General features: G+C 35.9%; 14 protein-coding genes. 13 read left to right on the forward strand and 1 reads right to left on the reverse strand.

What is annotated here, in order from left to right; translation table 11 throughout:
- The first annotated feature begins 72 nt into the window (after positions 1-72).
- Together HLK68_RS10610 and HLK68_RS10615 are read left to right on the forward strand one after the other, a co-directional pair.
- The gene (locus HLK68_RS10610) at positions 73-1,668 is read left to right on the forward strand and encodes an NAD(P)/FAD-dependent oxidoreductase (RefSeq protein ID WP_006785819.1); all 1,596 of its coding nucleotides are present in this window, start codon (positions 73-75) and stop codon (positions 1,666-1,668) included.
- A 102-nt stretch (positions 1,669-1,770) separates the two neighbouring features.
- The gene (locus HLK68_RS10615) at positions 1,771-2,361 is read left to right on the forward strand and encodes an FMN-dependent NADH-azoreductase (protein ID WP_006785820.1); all 591 of its coding nucleotides are present in this window, start codon (positions 1,771-1,773) and stop codon (positions 2,359-2,361) included.
- Positions 2,362-2,399: 38 nt separating this feature from the next.
- Here HLK68_RS10615 and HLK68_RS10620 read toward each other — a convergent pair whose 3' ends face one another.
- Positions 2,400-2,708, reverse strand: coding sequence for a LysM peptidoglycan-binding domain-containing protein (locus HLK68_RS10620; RefSeq protein ID WP_006785821.1), 309 nt, complete (start codon positions 2,706-2,708; stop codon positions 2,400-2,402).
- 178 nt (positions 2,709-2,886) lie between these two features.
- On the opposite strand from HLK68_RS10620, the gene HLK68_RS10625 reads away from it, so the two are divergent.
- The 11 genes from HLK68_RS10625 (at position 2,887) to HLK68_RS10675 (ending at position 12,987) form a co-directional block, all read left to right on the forward strand.
- Positions 2,887-3,441: a YdcF family protein gene (locus HLK68_RS10625; RefSeq protein WP_006785822.1), complete on the forward strand. Its 555-nt coding sequence runs from the start codon at positions 2,887-2,889 to the stop codon at positions 3,439-3,441.
- A 231-nt stretch (positions 3,442-3,672) separates the two neighbouring features.
- Complete coding sequence (locus HLK68_RS10630) at positions 3,673-4,023, forward strand: ArsR/SmtB family transcription factor (protein ID WP_006785823.1); 351 nt, start codon at positions 3,673-3,675, stop codon at positions 4,021-4,023.
- A gap of 94 nt (positions 4,024-4,117) precedes the next feature.
- Positions 4,118-4,537: a phage holin family protein gene (locus tag HLK68_RS10635; RefSeq protein WP_009606169.1), complete on the forward strand. Its 420-nt coding sequence runs from the start codon at positions 4,118-4,120 to the stop codon at positions 4,535-4,537.
- A gap of 240 nt (positions 4,538-4,777) precedes the next feature.
- The gene (locus tag HLK68_RS10640) at positions 4,778-5,326 is read left to right on the forward strand and encodes a hypothetical protein (protein WP_006785825.1); all 549 of its coding nucleotides are present in this window, start codon (positions 4,778-4,780) and stop codon (positions 5,324-5,326) included.
- A 166-nt stretch (positions 5,327-5,492) separates the two neighbouring features.
- Positions 5,493-6,284 (forward strand): SGNH/GDSL hydrolase family protein, encoded by a 792-nt coding sequence (locus tag HLK68_RS10645; protein ID WP_006785826.1) that lies wholly within the window; start codon positions 5,493-5,495, stop codon positions 6,282-6,284.
- A complete protein-coding gene (locus HLK68_RS10650) occupies positions 6,284-6,742 on the forward strand; it encodes a DUF4358 domain-containing protein (protein ID WP_238843651.1) in 459 nt (152 codons plus the stop codon). The genes HLK68_RS10645 and HLK68_RS10650 overlap by 1 nt, the downstream gene beginning before the upstream one ends.
- Before the next feature lie 11 nt (positions 6,743-6,753).
- Positions 6,754-8,142, forward strand: coding sequence for an MBOAT family O-acyltransferase (locus tag HLK68_RS10655; RefSeq protein ID WP_132942646.1), 1,389 nt, complete (start codon positions 6,754-6,756; stop codon positions 8,140-8,142).
- Between the two features lie 11 nt (positions 8,143-8,153).
- Positions 8,154-9,278 carry a DHHW family protein gene (locus HLK68_RS10660; RefSeq protein ID WP_040764171.1) on the forward strand — a complete coding sequence of 375 codons (1,125 nt, stop codon included), beginning with the start codon at positions 8,154-8,156 and terminating at the stop codon, positions 9,276-9,278.
- Between the two features lie 103 nt (positions 9,279-9,381).
- Positions 9,382-10,176 (forward strand): N-acetylmuramoyl-L-alanine amidase, encoded by a 795-nt coding sequence (locus HLK68_RS10665; RefSeq protein ID WP_006785830.1) that lies wholly within the window; start codon positions 9,382-9,384, stop codon positions 10,174-10,176.
- Between the two features lie 687 nt (positions 10,177-10,863).
- Positions 10,864-11,523, forward strand: a complete 660-nt coding sequence (locus tag HLK68_RS10670) for a M48 family metallopeptidase (RefSeq protein WP_006785831.1) — start codon at positions 10,864-10,866, stop codon at positions 11,521-11,523.
- Positions 11,524-11,730: 207 nt separating this feature from the next.
- Entirely contained in the window at positions 11,731-12,987 is a 1,257-nt protein-coding gene (locus HLK68_RS10675; RefSeq protein ID WP_132942645.1) for an ammonium transporter, read from the forward strand.
- The last annotated feature ends 538 nt before the right edge of the window (positions 12,988-13,525 follow it).

Here is a 13,525-nt window from a genome sequence, read left to right on the forward strand (position 1 = left end):
TGCGGAAACGTTAAATGAAATTTTTAAGTCGATTTGTGCTATAATAGGTTAGTTAAGAAAGTGAGTGATGATATGATCCGAGTATCGCAGATTAAAATTTCAATTGAGGATCCGATTGAAAAAGTAAAAGAATTAGTGTTAGCACAATTAAAGCTTCGTGAAGAAGATTTACTGGAATATAGAATTTATAAACAGTCAATTGATGCGCGTCGTCGCGGAAAAATGGAGTTCGTTTATACCGTCGATATTGCCCTTAAAAATGAAGACCAAATTTTGAAGTTAAATCGACCAAATATCGTTAAAACACCTGAATTAAATTATGCGTATCCCTCTATGGGAGAAAAACCGATGTCTCACCGTCCAGTAGTCGTTGGCTTTGGACCTGCTGGGATGTTTTCAGCATTAATTTTAGCGGAAATGGGGTATAAACCAATCGTTCTTGAGCGTGGTGGAAGTGTGGATGACCGTGTGAAATCGATTGAGGAATTTTGGAGCGAAGGAAAGTTAGATCCAAATTCAAATGTTCAATTTGGTGAAGGTGGAGCCGGAACGTTCTCAGATGGGAAGTTAACGACTCGTGTTAAAGATTTACGTGGACGTAAGGTGTTAGAAGCGTTAGTTGAAGCGGGAGCACCAGAAGATATTTTATATATGGCACATCCTCATGTTGGGACGGATTTATTACGTGGTGTCGTTAAAAATATTCGTGAAAAAATTATTTCGCTTGGTGGAGAAGTTCGCTTCAATACACAAGTGACAGATTTTATCGTCGAAAATAATCAAATCACAGGAGTTAAAGTAAAAGGTGGAGACGTCATTGAATCTAATCATGTGATTGTGGCAATTGGACATAGTGCACGTGATACGTTCTATCACATGTATGATCGTGGGGTTCAATTTACAGCTAAACCATTTGCAGTAGGAGTTCGTGTTGAACATCCTCAAACGCTAATTGATCAAGCTCAGTATAAAGAATTTGCAGGTCATGAGAAATTAGGAGCAGCAGAATATCGTTTAACACATACGGCATCAAATGGTCGAGGCGTTTATACGTTCTGTATGTGCCCAGGTGGTTTAGTCGTTCCATCAAGTTCTGAAAAAGGGCGTCTCGTAACGAATGGAATGAGTGAACATGCGCGTGATCAAGAAAATGCGAATAGTGCCTTATTAGTGCAAGTATTTCCAGAAGACTTTGGATCAGATCATCCATTAGCAGGGGTGGAGTTCCAACGTCGTTTAGAAGAAAAAGCTTTTGGTATGGGTGGAAGTAATTACACAGCCCCAGCTCAACTTGTTGGGGACTTCTTAAAAGGACAAGCGTCTAAAAAACTTGGAAGTGTGACCCCTTCTTATGCATTAGGTGTTAAATTAACGAATTTGAATAAATTATTACCAGATTATATTACAGATGCCATGCGTGAAGGCTTAATTGCATTTGATCGTAAACTAAAAGGATTTGGGATGCATGACGCTGTGATGACGGGAGTCGAGTCTCGTTCATCTTCTCCAGTACGTATTGATCGTGATAGCGAAAGTTTACAATCATTAACGGTTAAAGGGATTTATCCATCAGGTGAAGGAGCTGGATTTGCAGGTGGAATCGTCTCAGCGGGTATCGATGGAATTAAATGTGCTGAGGCATTGGTTCGTGAATTTCACAAAATGTAATTAAAATTAAATAATTAGATAAAACGCGTTATAAATTCATCGTATTTCATCATATTATGATAGGGATTAAAGAGCATTAAAATCATATTACGAGGTGAATTTATGGCGCGTCTTTTATATATAAAGGCTAATCCGAAAGCTAATGATCAGTCGTTAACCTTTACATTATCTGATTTTTTTATTAAACAATATCAATTATCACATCCAAATGACACGGTCGAAGTGTTAGATTTGTATCAAACGATTATGCCGATTATGGATTGTGAGCGATTAGCATTGTATAATCAAGGAAAAGAAACAGAAATTCGGCATTTAGCAGAGCAATTTAAATCTTTTGATAAGTGTGTGATTGCGGCCCCCGTTTGGAATCATAGTTTTCCAGCGATGCTAAAAATTTATTTAGATAATATCGTGTATCGTCATGTGACATTTGGTTATCAAGACGGAAAAGTAGCTGGTCTTTGTTCGGATATGAAAGTGATGTATATTTCAACATCCGGACAACCTTATAGCGGCAATCGTTCTTTTTTAAATCATCATGTTTCGCAAGTTGAAGCTGTGCTGAGTCTCGTTGGAATTACTGACGTGGATTCAATTACCCTTTGGGGACGTAACAGTTTTAACGAGGATCAACTCAAACAACAAATTTGTTTACTACAAAATCAAATGGTTCAAAAAGCCAAACAGTTTTAAAAAAAAGGTCACAAAGCCAAATGCTTCGTGACCTTTTTTTAAGGCTTCAATTTAATTACTTGACCAGGTGCTAATTGTAAATCTTCATTTAACATCAATAATTCTTCAGGTGTTAATTTAAACCGAATGAGTAGATCTTGAATCGTTTCATCTGATTTAACGACGTGTTGATTGAGATGTGGAAGTAGGGGAACTTTAATTTGACGGTTAGCTTTAATAATGAGGGGTTGATTTCCATTCAGTTGGATCAATACTTTTGGAGTAGTTTGAAACAGATTGGCAATCGTTTGAATTGAATCAGTCGATTTAATCATATAATTTGCTACTTCAATACGTTCATTTTCCATACGACTCACTTCCTTCCTTTTCTTCACGTCATGATGTAAGAAATCGCTTTATCTACTATAACGTATGCAAAGAGATTGGGCAATTGACCTATTTTAACTCATTATTTTAGTCATCAAATAAACACAATTTTGACTTTCACTCATACCATACAGTAAAAGAGTGAAAGGAGGAGTACAGATGAGTAATATTTTAATTGCTTGGGTAACCTATACGATTGTCTTACATCTTGAAATGAACAGTTCATTGCACGAAGAATTAGAAGCAGACATCAATCAGCTTATTATTTTAGGTTCATTACTTCATAGTAATGAAGTAAGTACGACTCTTCGTTCTCGACTTGAAAAAGGGGCTTTGCTTCTTCATGAAAATCCTCAGCTACGTGTCATTGTGACGGGAGGAAATGGAACAGATTTGAAACTTCCAGAGGCCCATATCATGAAAAACGTATTGATAGAAGAATTTGGGATTTCAGAAGATCGTATTATCGTTGAAGATTTAGCCAGAAATACATTTGAAAATTTATTGTTTTGTAAACCTTTAATTAAAGAAGAACGCGTTGCGATTGTAACCAGTGAATTTCACAGCATTAGAACGAGATTACTTGCTCACCGATTACATCTTAACTGTCAGCTTATTGGAGCGAAAACTGATTCAAGAAAACGATATAAGTGGGAATTAAGGGAACAGTTAGCACTTGTGAAATCTTTATTTTTAGATCGAGAAAAACGGTAAAATTTAATCATATTTGTTAGGAATTGATGTTTTTACAAGAAAGTATTGAACTTTCTATTCTGAAGGACTATAATCAACTCATCAGTCGAAACTATAAGTCCCGATAAGTTTTCTAGAGTTTTTGAAAACTTTAACAAGACTATAGTTTCTATTCGTACTAAAGTATTTGAATAATGATGACTGAAATCAGATCGTGACAGGATTAATCAGTCAGTATATAGAGGTGAGTTCGTGGAAGCATGTTGTGTTGATTCAATTCATAATGATGTCATTAAAAAAGTAAAAGATGTCATGCCAAGTGATGAAGAATTACTGAAATTATCAGATTTATATAAAGCGATGGGAGACTTGACTCGTATTCGAATCATCTCAGCCCTTGTTAACTCGGAAATGTGTGTGTGTGATTTAGCCTCCTTACTAGATATGACACACTCAGCGATTTCACATCAGTTACGTGTTTTAAGACAGGCTCATTTAGTCTCGTTTCGTAAAGAGGGAAAAGTCGTTTACTATTCTTTAGATGATAATCATATTAAAATGTTATATGAACAAGGATTAGTCCATGTTTTACATCAACATTAAAAAAGAAATCAGTGCGTACCGCTGATTTCTTTTTTGCTTTTTGCACACTAAATGAGAGAGAGGAAGATATTCATTAGAGAAAGGGGGATAAAAAATGATGAGAATATTAATGATTGTCGTCTTATTAGTCATTGTTGATTTTTTTACTGGCTATGTGAAGGCCTATTTGAAGTGTCAGTTAAATAGTTCAGTGGGATTAGATGGATTGATTCGTAAGGCCATGATTTTATTTTCGATGCTTGTGTTTAAATTACTCGATGAGATGCTTGGCTTTAATTTACTCAATTTATTACCAAGTGAGGGGATGTTATTTTTTTGTGAAATGGGAGTGGAGAACGTCGGATTAATGGAGATTTTAGGAGGTGGTGTAGTGTTGCAAGAGGGGACCTCGATTTTAGAAAATCTTCATGAACTCGGAGTACCTATTCCTACGGTTTTGGCGCGACGTATTGAACGAATTAAAGAGGTGTTTTTGGATGAAAGGGGAGATAAATACGAATCAACCGACGGATGATGGGATGATTGCAGCAAGGGTTAGGGCTTAAATTAAATTGGGATGAGAAATGAATGATGAGCTTTTCTGTTTAACGAATATATGAGACGACGGTTAAAGAGATATCACGAAATAGTTTTTTTGTCATAGGATGTAGTATAAACAGTGAGATAAATGAATAAATTGATACAAATGAGGGTTTGTATCCTGAAAAAGAGTAGCGTGTAACTACTCTTTTTTTGTACCAGGGGGAGTGAGAACATGATTGTGAATGAAGAAGGAATTTTAGAGTTTTTAAGTCAAACGAAAGACGCATTAGACTCTTATATCAATTTACGAAATACAAATATCTTAAGTGTTGCCTTTACAAAGGATGAATATGATGATTTTTTAAGTTTACTCTTTCATTTACAAATGTATGAACGCGAGTTAAACGAACTCATTGAAACGGAAGACTTAAAAGATGAACTTGTTCTGTGCTTAGCTGAGTTACTTATTTTCGATATTATTGAAGTTTGCCGTGAATTGCATGATGATTACGGCGAAGAAGCTCAATTAAAAGTTAGATATGGAGAACTTGATGAAGCTAAAATTGCGGTCATTCGATTGCTAAAAGGATTTCACCGGCCTTTAGTGGCAGATTGGCAGACACTTGATGAGGTCGCGACTGATGCTAAATTATTTATTACGATTGAAACTAAAGGAGACTATGCCTATTTTAAATCACATGAAACACAAAAAGACGCGTATTTGTATGCTATTAGTCATGGGATTGCAAAAGATCAGGTGTTTAATCGATTATTAATATGACCTCTTAGGAGGTCTTTTTTTGATAGGGATAACTGAAGATTCAACAAAGAAAAGGCTTTTGTCGCTATCTTTTATTAGAGGGGAATGTCAGGAAATATCTTCAATTAGCGTAATAAAATGAGGGGCGAGAAGCGTATAGTTTAATATAAAGTAAGGGGGGATCAGGGTGGGAATCAATCGCTTTAAACGATGGGTTTGGCAAGGTCGTTATCTTATTTTTTGTATCGTTACAATGATAATGGTTGTTTGTTTTTTACGTACTAAAGGAACAAATTCACAAGAAAGTGGGATAGCTCCGTATCAAGAAGAAAGTGTCCAAGTTTTGAAAAAATTAGAGGAAGTGAGTGTGAGTGAAGTACTAGACATGATTGCAAATAAACAAGCTAAAGAGCCCGATAGATTAGAAATAAATCAAGAAGAATGTGATTTTAAACAATACTTTGCGTCTTCTGTTTTTATGGGAGACTCGATTGTTGAGGCCTTTACCGCGTATGATTATTTAGATCCTTCTTCTGTTGTAGCGAAAGTTGGACTTCGACTTGCAACAGCAGAGGAAGAAGTTCAAAAAGTCATTCGTTTAAGTCCTGATGAAGTCTTTTTACTTTTCGGTGCGAATGATTTACTCGTCTATAAAACGGCGGATCAATACATTGAACGATATGAGGCCTTAATTCAAGAAATGAAACAGGCATTACCTCATTTAAAGGTTTATATTGTGTCTATTTTTCCGATTCGAGAAGATATCGCCAAAAATATACCTGAGTTAAGTTTAGAACGTGTCACAGTTTTTAATGAGGCATTAAAGACATTATGTGAGGTGTCAGATTATCGTTTTTTAGATGTGGCTTCTTATGTGAGGGAAGACATGTATGAACCGGATGGAATTCATGTAAAATCGACGTTTTATCCGATTTGGATGCAAGTGATTAAAGCGTATAAGGAGGCAGAGCCAAAGTGATGAAAAAGTTAAGCATCTTGGTTTTAGGAAGCTTTATTTTAATCAGTATGTTAACAGGATGCGAGAAAGCAACCAATGTCTCACTAGAGCAGATTAAAGAGGCGCTACTCGTCGATGAAACGCGGGTTAAAGAGGTGGGGAGTAAGGAGTTAAGACGGTTCATTGGAGTTAATCCAAATGAGATTTCGGGTTATGTTTATTACGTGTCGATTTCATCGATGGAAGTTGAAGAGATATTGGTTGTCGAGGTTAAAGATCGTTCGCAACTTGAGGACATCGAGTCAATGGTTGAGGCTCGCGTTGAAAGTCAAATCAATCGTTTTAGCGGCTATAAGCCAGAAAATTGTAGCTTACTAGATAACTATGAGCTAAAAGTTCGAGGGAGTTATTTGTTTTTTGCGGTATCAAACGAAGTCGACACATACTGTGATGCCTTTTTGAATGCATTTAGGAAGTAGGGTGAGAATCAATGGTTTTTAGTAGCTTGTTTTTCATGTTTGTCTTTTTTCCTATCGTGTTTCTGGCTTATTTTTTGATGCCAAGACGGGGACGAAATCTCGTTTTATTAATCGCAAGTTTAGTATTTTATGCGTGGGGAGAGCCAAAATATATCGTCTTGATGCTTTTATCCATTGTTGTTAATTACGTGTTGGTTCTTTTGATGGAAAAAAATCCGAATCAAAAAAAAATCTTATTTATGGTGGCACTTCTTTTTAATTTAGGGTTACTTGGATTTTTTAAATACTATGATTTTTTCATTGAAAATGTTAATTACCTCTTTCATTTAAGCTTAGAGGGTCAACATATCCCGCTTCCGATTGGAATTTCATTTTACACGTTTCAAATTTTATCGTATGTTATTGATGCATATACTGGAAAAACTAAAGCGCAACAAAATATTATTTCATTCGCCTTGTATGTCACGATGTTTCCACAACTTGTAGCGGGACCGATTGTCAAATACACTGACATCCAAATTCAATTAAGCGAACGTCAGGAGAGTTTTGAAAAGATTGGATTAGGTGCGGAGCGCTTTATCGCAGGTCTTGCTAAAAAGGTGTTGCTTGCGAATACTATTGGGTATTTATTTACAACGATTCAAGAGATGGAATTTGGTAGTTTGTCAGTCCTAACGGCATGGCTTGGTATGATTGCTTTTACATTACAAATTTACTTTGATTTTAGTGGATATTCAGATATGGCGATCGGTCTTGGAAAAATGTTTGGCTTCGATTTTTTAGAAAATTTTAATGATCCGTATATTTCAAAAAGTGTCACGGAGTTTTGGCGACGTTGGCACATGTCACTGGGAGGGTGGTTTCGAGAATATGTTTATATTCCACTTGGAGGAAATCGATTAGGAATAAAAAAACAAATCAGGAATTTACTGATTGTATGGTTATTAACTGGACTTTGGCATGGAGCGAGTTGGAATTTTGTGATATGGGGCGTTTATTATGGCGTCTTGCTTTTTATTGAAAAAATCATCTTAAAGCAATGGCTTGAAAAATGGCCTTCATGGTTAAGACATGCGTATACATTAATCCTTGTGAGCATAGGTTGGACGTTTTTTAGTATTGAAAATCTAGGGGACGCCTTTTCTTATTTAAAGGTGATGTTTGGATTTTCAGGACACGCGTTGTATGATAAAACGTCGATGTATTATTTGATGAGTTATGGCCTCTTATTGATTCTAGGAGTTATTTGTTCGACGCCACTTTTAAAACAGATTCAAATGACCTTAAAAAGCACCAAGTGGGGTGGATTACTGCTAGTGGTGCAAGTCACGCTCCTTCTTTTAAGTACGGCTTATTTGGTGACAACGACGTATAATCCATTTCTATATTTCAGATTTTAGGAGATGAGCTCATGAGGAAAGGGATGTATTGGAGTAGTTTAGCGTGTGTGTGGGTGATTTTTATTTTTGTGTTTTTTACGTTGAATTTATTAAGTGATAATGTAGCATTTTCAGAAATGGAGAACCGGAGCTTAGCACAAAAACCAACGTTTAAATGGGATCGGGTGCTAGAAGGTCGTTATAGCAGTAAATATGAAAAATATGTAAACGATCAGTTTTTTGGGCGAGATGCTTGGGTCCAAATGAAGTCTCAAACCGATTTGTTACTTGGACAAAAGGAGAATAATGGTGTCTACTTTGGATCTGATGATTATTTAATAGAGGCTTTTCATCCCGCTTCAGAGGAGATTCTTAATCAAAATCTGATAGCGATTAATGATTTTTCTAAGGAGTTAAAAACGTCTTTTTTAATGGTTCCCAATGCGGTCTATGTGTTAAGTGACAAACTTCCAAGAGAGGCACCGGTTATCGATCAACAGGCGTCTATTTTAAATTTTGCGAGTCAGTTAAGAGAGGATATCTTATTTGTAAATGCTACTGAAGCATTGAAATCGCATAAAGAAGAAGCGATTTACTATAAGAATGATCACCACTGGTCAACTCTTGGTGCCTACTATACATTTTTACAGTTGGCAAAGAGTTTGGATTTAGAAGTGGATTTGGACTATCATGTTTTGACGGTCACGGAGTCATTTGATGGAACGTTGAGTGCGAAAAGTGGATTTGAAGCGAGAAGTTTAGATACGATTGAGGTGTATTTACCACAAACGGATGTTTTGTATGTCGTAACGTATGTAGAAGAACAGCAAAAAAGCACTACGGTTTATCAAACAGAGGCGTTAGAGGGAAGAGATAAATACACTGTTTTTTTAGGTGGCAATCATTCGCTAGTTAAAATTCAAACGACCTCTTCAAGTGAGAATCGGTTGCTAGTCCTTAAAGATTCTTATGCCAATGCCTTGATTCCTTTTTTGATTCCGTATTATGATGAGATTTTAGTGGTGGATCCGCGTTATTATTTTGATGATTTAGAGGCACTCATTGAAAAGGAAAAGATTAATGAATTGTTATATGTCTATAATGCGAATACTTTTTTTAGCGATAATTCTTTGAATTTAGTCTTAAATAATGACTAAAAAAAGCAGAGCAAAAAAGAGACATTGGCAAAACGCCCATTCCTCTATTGTGCTTTTCGCATATATAAATAGTGGGCACTTATTAAAATAGAGGAGTGATAGAATGCCTTATATTGTAGTGGATGCAGGACATGGTGGACATGATAAAGGAGCTCATTATCATGGGTATAATGAAAAAGATATTACCTTAACAGTGGCAACCAAAGTAACAGCTCGCTTAAGAGAGCTTGGATTTAAGGTGACACAGTTACGAACAGATGATACATATGTTGGAAATGCCTCAGCCAGAGGACGCGAAATTGCTGAATTACAACCTAATTTAGCGATTAGTATTCATGTTAATAGCGCAGGTGGTGGAGGGGAATCAAGTGGAGCGGAGATCTATACCCCACTTAAAGAAGATAGTGCACGTTTTGAATATTATTTAAAACAAGAATTAAGTCGTTTAAATAATTTCCGTGCGATTTATTCAAAAGCCTATACAGGTGAGCTTTATGAACGATTTATTGATCCTGAAACCTTAAGATATACACAAACGTATAATTATACGGATTATTATGGAATTATCCGTGAATCTTGGCGTGGAGGTGTTTCAACGGATATTATTGAAATGTTTTATTTAGATAATGAAGCGGATTTATATACGTTCTTAAATCAAGAAGATGCTTATGTTGAAGCAATTGTTGTCTCATTATGTAAAGCGTTTAATGTAGATTATGAACGTGGAGGACTACGAACAGAAGAATCAGACTTAGTGAAAGAAACGAAAAAAGAAACCTATTATCGTGTGATTTGTGGTTCTTATTCAAGCTTAAATGATGCGAAACAAGTTCAACAAAATTTAGTGAATCAAAATTATTCAGGGGTATGGATTCAACCGGTTGAAATGAAACGTTAACGAAATGAAAAGGTAAGATTCTCTTACCTTTTTTTTTATGTTATCATAAATTTAACGAGGTGAATCAGGAGCGTTTTACATGTGTTAAATGGAAGGATGCAGTTTAATGAATTTAAGTGAGCGAATCGGATGAAACCAGGAGAGGGATATGTTTTATTTAATCAAGCAATGTATGTGAAAGGGAAAAGCTATTATCTTTTCTGAATCATCTAGTTAAACTCGAATTAAAGCGTGAAAAATCACCTCAAAAGAATATTAAGCTATTGTCCTACAGTTGTTCATTCCATTAGTGATAAATTTATTTAGTCAAATCAGATTTTATTTTAAACACGATCTGTTTGGTCAACTGAATCAGTTGAGATTAATTGCTCTTTTAGAATAGATTAACTTTCAAGGAATGATTTCTCTAAAAGCTCAAGGCTAAAGGAAACGGGCGCTTTAATTTACTATCGTCAGTTCGTTTGTCAAAGGAAATGAAAAGTCTTTTTATCAAAAAGAAGCGGTGATTCAATGTTTGAGTTACGTTGAAGAAGGATAAAAAATTAAGGCTTACATCAAGTTAAACCCCAATAAGAGCAAAGAGGACTTGATCTTGTCCTTGGTGAAACAAGGTGAAGCTGATGGACTGCGTTAATTGATGAAGGTCGAAAAAAATAAAGAAAAGGTTAGCAAGGATGGGGAAGCAACATGAAATTACAATTCGAGACGTTTGAAGTTTTACTTGAACGTAAAAATATTAAAAATATGTACTTAAAAATTAGACCAAGTGGTGAAATTGTCGTGACGGCGAATTCGAAGATGGAACTTTCGTTTATTAAAGACTTTATTTTATCTAAAGAAACTTGGATCCATCAAAAGCTGCAGCAGATAGCGAATACTTCAACGGTTCTGTCAAAAGATGAGATTCGTTATTTGGGGCAGACATTAAAAAAGCGTCGATTGGCTTCTAATCACACGTGTTTTTCAATTGAGGCAGATAGTTTACGACAAGAAATGCCGCCAAGTGTCAGCGAAGAGAGGGCTGAACGGTTATGTGAGGCGTGGCTTCAAAAGCAGTTAGAAGCGTTAATTCATCAATATATGAGAAAGTATTGGCGATATTTTGAGCAGTCAGGAATTCGGCCTGTTGAAGTGAAATATCGTCAAATGACATCAACATGGGGTGTTTGCCGTCCTGTTAGAGGGAGTATTACGTTTAATAAGCGTTTGATCCATGAGAAAGAGACGTTTATTGAATATGTGGTGGTTCACGAATTATGCCATTTGATTCATCCTAATCATAGTACGAAGTTTTATGAGTTAGTCGCTTGTTTATTACCTCAGTGGAAAGTATATGCTAAAAAATAATTTTTCAAAAAAAACAGTAAACTTTTCCATAAAATGGTAATATAATGAGGTATAGACAAAGAGGTCTTAGATAAAAGATAAAAGGTGGACAAAGGCGTTCTCAAAAGAGGACGCCTTTTTGATTTTCTTCTGACGTCAAAGAACAATCGTAACTCACCCCATTTCGTTAAAGAAAACAGTTTTTTAAAAATTGAGGAGGGAATGAATATGACGATTGATTTAAGTGTAGTGATTGATACGCTATGGATGGTCATAGCATCCATTTTAGTGTTTTCGATGCAAGCTGGTTTTGCTTTAGTAGAAAGTGGATTTACACGGTCTAAAAATGCCGCCAACATTATGATGAAAAACTTTATGGATTATTCCATTGGAACGATTATTTTCTTTATTGTTGGGTTTTCACTTATGTTCCATGGTAGTGTTGCCGGTTTATTTGGTATTCCGGATTTATGTGTAAGTGGTGATTATACCTCTTTAGGATTGATAGTTCCGCTACTTGCTTTCGTCTTTTTCCAAAGTGTGTTTTGCTCAACTTCAGTGACGATTGTTTCAGGAGCCGTAGCTGAACGAATGAAATTTTCAAGCTATCTGATTTTTAGTTCCTTGATGACGGCTATTATTTATCCGATTAGTGGTCACTGGGTTTGGGGTGGCGGTTGGTTAGCACAACTTGGATTTCATGATTTCGCTGGTTCATCAGTTGTCCATGCGCTAGGTGGATTTGCCGCTCTTGCTGGTATTATATTGCCTGGAGCTCGGCGTGGAAAATTTAATCAAGATGGGAGTTCAAATACTATTCATGGTCATAGCCTAACAATGGCTGCTCTTGGTGTTTTTATTTTATGGATTGGATGGTTTGGATTTAATGCAGGTTCAACATTAACTGCGAGCGATCCATGGGCCATTGCTCATGTTGTCATGACCACCAATTTAGCACCAGCAGCGGCGGCTGTTACAACGTTGATGATGTCATGGTTCAAAGGCAAACCAAGTGTGGGAGCGGCATTAAATGGTTCATTGGCTGGATTAGTCGCTATCACGGCAGGTTGTGATTTAGTTTCACCACTAGGAGCGATTGCGATTGGGGTCATTGCCGGAATGGTTATGATGTTTGGAAATGATTTATTAGAGCGAAAATTTAAACTTGATGATGCAGTAGGGGCAATTCCTGTTCACGGTTTTTGTGGGGTTGTCGGAACAATTTTGACTGGACTATTTAGTACAAGCAACGGCTTGTTTTATACCGGAAGCTTTAGCTTTTTAGGAATTCAAATAATAGGTGCCTTCGTGATTGCTTTGTGGGGATTTGTCATGGGATATCTTCTACTAGCTCTTTTGAAAAAAATCAGTGGAATACGGGTAAGTGCAACAGAGGAAGAGAATGGATTGGATTTATCTGAACATGCTGAATCTGCTTACGGTGAATTTTTACTCAAAGAAGATGTCAAAACATCTGAAAACTAAAAAAACACCCTAGCTCTGAATTGAACTAGGGTGTTTAACTATCAAAAAGGAGGCCAATAGGCCTCATGAAAAGTAAATAAATTTGGGGTAAATTTATTGGTTCTCTGGAAAAGAGAGTAAACTAGATTGGTTCATCTAATTTTCAAAATATAGAAAAGAACAGCCATTCAAGTGGCTTGTTTCAATAATAACATATTTTTCCTTAAAATGAAAGTGTTTTTGGATAAAAATGTAATAAAAAGCCAATAAATGTAATAAAATGTTATCTAAAAGAGGTGCAATTCTTTCTAAACTCTAAAATAGAGGATTTAATTGAAAGGGGAGTGAAATTGTAAAGAAAGGAAGCAAGTGAAGATGAGATCAATGCGTTTAAATAGTGTTAGCTATCTTATTTTAGTTGGAACTCGTTTAGTTGTTTAATGAAAAAACTAAACGACCTAGCGTAAATAAATAATATGACTATTTATGAAACCTTGTTAAAGGATTAGAAAAAAGAAGTGTTCTCTCGGACACTTCTTTTTTTCGGAGTTTTAATGGT

Source organism: Turicibacter sanguinis (assembly GCF_013046825.1).
GTDB lineage: Bacteria > Bacillota_I > Bacilli_A > MOL361 > Turicibacteraceae > Turicibacter > Turicibacter sanguinis.

What these genes read in the sequence shown, in the direction of transcription:
- HLK68_RS10640 (WP_006785825.1), top strand. Translation starts at nt 4,778, where the DNA reads ATGATTGTGAATGAAGAAGGAATTTTAGAGTTTTTAAGTCAAACGAAA.
- HLK68_RS10620 (WP_006785821.1), bottom strand. Translation starts at nt 2,708, where the DNA reads ATGGAAAATGAACGTATTGAAGTAGCAAATTATATGATTAAATCGACT.
- HLK68_RS10655 (WP_132942646.1), top strand. Translation starts at nt 6,754, where the DNA reads ATGGTTTTTAGTAGCTTGTTTTTCATGTTTGTCTTTTTTCCTATCGTG.
- HLK68_RS10635 (WP_009606169.1), top strand. Translation starts at nt 4,118, where the DNA reads ATGATGAGAATATTAATGATTGTCGTCTTATTAGTCATTGTTGATTTT.
- HLK68_RS10660 (WP_040764171.1), top strand. Translation starts at nt 8,154, where the DNA reads ATGAGGAAAGGGATGTATTGGAGTAGTTTAGCGTGTGTGTGGGTGATT.
- HLK68_RS10650 (WP_238843651.1), top strand. Translation starts at nt 6,284, where the DNA reads ATGAAAAAGTTAAGCATCTTGGTTTTAGGAAGCTTTATTTTAATCAGT.
- HLK68_RS10610 (WP_006785819.1), top strand. Translation starts at nt 73, where the DNA reads ATGATCCGAGTATCGCAGATTAAAATTTCAATTGAGGATCCGATTGAA.
- HLK68_RS10675 (WP_132942645.1), top strand. Translation starts at nt 11,731, where the DNA reads ATGACGATTGATTTAAGTGTAGTGATTGATACGCTATGGATGGTCATA.
- HLK68_RS10615 (WP_006785820.1), top strand. Translation starts at nt 1,771, where the DNA reads ATGGCGCGTCTTTTATATATAAAGGCTAATCCGAAAGCTAATGATCAG.
- HLK68_RS10670 (WP_006785831.1), top strand. Translation starts at nt 10,864, where the DNA reads ATGAAATTACAATTCGAGACGTTTGAAGTTTTACTTGAACGTAAAAAT.
- HLK68_RS10665 (WP_006785830.1), top strand. Translation starts at nt 9,382, where the DNA reads ATGCCTTATATTGTAGTGGATGCAGGACATGGTGGACATGATAAAGGA.
- HLK68_RS10625 (WP_006785822.1), top strand. Translation starts at nt 2,887, where the DNA reads ATGAGTAATATTTTAATTGCTTGGGTAACCTATACGATTGTCTTACAT.